Annotated in this window: 1 protein-coding gene and 3 pseudogenes; all 4 read left to right on the top strand. The window is 52.9% G+C overall.

Features of this window, described 5'->3' with window-relative positions:
• The coding region (locus ACFFAR_RS28960; protein WP_375508985.1) for a hypothetical protein at positions 1-215 on the top strand (215 nt) is incomplete at its 5' end.
• Positions 216-547: 332 nt separating this feature from the next.
• Positions 548-745: pseudogene (locus tag ACFFAR_RS28955) on the top strand (group II intron reverse transcriptase/maturase); the annotation flags it as partial.
• A gap of 55 nt (positions 746-800) precedes the next feature.
• Positions 801-1,340 (top strand): annotated as a pseudogene (locus tag ACFFAR_RS28950) (DDE-type integrase/transposase/recombinase); the annotation flags it as partial.
• A gap of 972 nt (positions 1,341-2,312) precedes the next feature.
• Positions 2,313-2,701, top strand: a pseudogene (locus ACFFAR_RS28945) (tautomerase family protein).
• The last annotated feature ends 523 nt before the right edge of the window (positions 2,702-3,224 follow it).

Genomic DNA, 3,224 nt, shown 5'->3' with positions numbered 1-3,224 from the left:
AGGAGCGCAGTCTCGCGCTAAAATTGGCTGCACCTGAATCTCTACAACCAGCGCCAACTGTGCGCGAACTTGGCTCCTTCAACGACCTGCGTTACCCGCCATTCCTTCTGGTAGGCCGAGCCATCGTCGGCAAATTCGTACTCGAAGCCGACGTCTGGCTTGACATGGCGCAACTGCGGGGAAGTACCAGATCCTTAGCGCATTCTCATCCGTGAGCGCCTGCCACAAGCGTTGTAGGGGTAGAGAAAGAGTTCTTCCGTCACAAGCGGATCGTCCATTTTCGACTCCCTGTTGTTGCGTAACGCTCAGCATGGTGCCACGGTCTCGGCCGCCGCGCCCGCGACAGACTGCGCACTAGACGGACTAACACGTCCTACGTAGTGAGCGCAGGAATGTCAATGATTTACCAGTTTCCTGCCAGCGGCGAGCAAAGATGCATTGAACCGGATGCGGCAAAAAGTAAGGGGCTGGCGAATAATCATCGAACACCAGCGACACTCGATGACCTTGCGCAGCAAGGTAACCTGACGATGCAGGGTGGTGGAACTACTACGGTGCGTTCTATCAGACAGCGACGCATGAGCTCTTCCAATACGTTGACGGACGGCTTGAGCAATGGGCCAGACGTAACTATAAAATACTGTCGGGCCACAGGTGCCGTAGTGTGGAATGGCTTCGCAAGATGAAAAAGTCCGTGCCGCGGATGTCTGTTCACTTGCGTGTCATTGAGGGACCGGCTGGGTGACGGGAGCCGTATGACGCGAAAGTGTCACGTACGGTCCTGCGAGAGGTTCGGGGCGAAACTCCTCGGGCCTACTTCCCACCTCTATCGGGGGGTGGACAATGCGGGCAAAACTATTGATTTCCTGTTCAGAGCCAAGCGCGACAAATTGGCAGCGCGGCGCTTGTTCGAAAAGTCGACCGCCAAGAACGGTGTACCCGAGACGATAACCATTGACAAAAATGGCTCTAATCTGCTGCGCTGCACGCGGGAAACACCGAGCGGGAGACGCCCATCACGATCCGTCAAGTCAAGTACCTGAGTAACGTGGTCGAGCAAGACCATCGGGCCATCAAACGCATCACCCGACCGATGTTGAGCTTCAAGGATTTTCGTTGCGCCCCGCATCATCCTGTCCGACATCGAAGTAACGCATATGATCAGGAAGGCGCAGATAATCGAGAATGGAACCCATCCGTCCGCCGTCGAGCAGTTGTTCCGATGGTTATGTAAGCATCCCTTATCCATTTGGATCTGCTCATCAAGACGACCTTATCGCGACAAAACCAATCGACGTATTCAGGTAAGGAAGCCACCGCCTCATCTCTGCCAACGGTAGAGCTGCAAGCAGGTAAACCGTTAGGTACGCTGACATTTGGGCGTCAGTATTCATTTTCAACAGATGTTCTCGGCAATCAGTTTTCGGCTGGCACACATAATTGCGGGCAATTATGCCTACCACATCAACGATGTGGACCAATTAGTTAACAGTCGGATTAACACTCCGTAAAGTTCCCTTCGCGAGCCTTTTTAGGCGTTACCTTTGGTGGCCTTCTTGGTTCCTCAAATCAAGCAGGCGGATCCAATGGTTCGGCGCCGCTCGGCGGCGCGACGGGCTGCTTCCGTACGTATAGTTTCGGCCTTAACTAGGCGGCTGGACCATTTTCCGCTGGCGCGGCCTACCCGGATATCTCCTATCCAGGTGCGGAATCTCCAGCAATACTAACCACCGTTTCTAATGTAAATGCTGGCGGCGCAGGTGGAGGCAAAGATTTGCGGACATTTGGAGCAGGTGCCCGCTACCTATTCGAGCGCGCGGCAGTATTCGCGCTTTATACGAATACTCGTATCGAAGCATTGAATGGCGCTCTAACACAATGACGCCTATGATGTCGGCTTACGCTATAACTTCACTCAGGCGCTTACTGGTGGAATCGCCTACACGTAAGAGACTATACAGAGCGCAAGCTGCGGGCACCGGAATCAGCTTGAACTTAGCATTGATCACGCGTTTTCCAAACGAACGGACGGATACTTGTTGGGTGTGTACAACAAAGCAGCGGGACGTAGCGGCGCGCAAAATCTGCGGGGGCAGATAGGATCGAGCACCACATTCTTTGGCCCGTCTGGAGCCGCCGCGACGAACCAAATCGCCGCGCGCATTGGAGTCCGGCACAGGTTTTGATTCGTCGGTTGCTGGTCGGCAGACAATTTGCTGGACCACGGCTTGCCAATGGTTAGACATACGACCCAACCTTCCACGAACAATGACCGTGTCTTATGAGAGGTCGGTCGTCAAAAGGTGTTGCTAATGCCTTTAGCCCAAATCAGTATTTCCCGAAGCACTTCGACCAAAGTTTTGCATGCAATCAGCGACGTCGTGTATGACGCAATGACTAACGTTGCGAACCTCCCAAAGCACGACAAATTTCAGATCGTGTCGCGTCATGTTGCGGACGAACTGATCTATCCTCCTGATGGATTTCTCGGCATGACGAACACCGCCAATATTGTGTTCATCGAGATAACCTGGAACTCCGGCCGAACAACCGAAATCAAAAAAGCGTTTGTAGGGTTGTCGCTGACGATATCCGCGCAAGAACCGGCATTCGAAAAGAAGACATCCTGATCAATCTCATGGAAGTCGAGCGCGAGAATTGGTCCTCTGGTAACGGCGATATGCGGGACGCCCCCAAATGACCGCGTAGGGGCGGTATTCCGTTTGTCCTTACACTCGAACCTTAATCGCACCTTCCAACAAACGAATTTCATACCGTTGAAATCGATGGCTAGAGCGAGCCTCTATCGTCGACGTCAAGACGCAACGGTTGCATCTGTTTCGATGTCAGTAGTTATGGTCGATCCGATCAACTGTTTGGACTTTTTCAATCAACTTCTGCGGTTCGACATAATTTTTACCACAACCCGCATTCGCCTAAGCGCTGATTAGATGACAGATGCGGCGCCTACGGCACGATCCTGCATAAGTTGAACTCGATCCTCTCGATGCCAAACGTAAAGTGCTTAGCCGCCTCGGCCCGCGAAAGTTGACGACGCCTAATATTACGGTCCACACCCTTTGACATTTCGTTGATGCGACGGGACCATGATCGTCAAGCGCCAGCTTTGCATTCGATATGCGCAAAAATCTGCTTCCAGATCGACACTTCGTCGGTAACGAAAAATTCCGTCATTACCTTGTCTTTCGTGAGATTCGCGTGCG

The sequence above is a fragment of the uncultured Caballeronia sp. genome (assembly GCF_964243625.1).
Lineage (GTDB): Bacteria > Pseudomonadota > Gammaproteobacteria > Burkholderiales > Burkholderiaceae > Caballeronia.
This window is presented reverse-complemented; position numbering and strand designations above follow the sequence as displayed.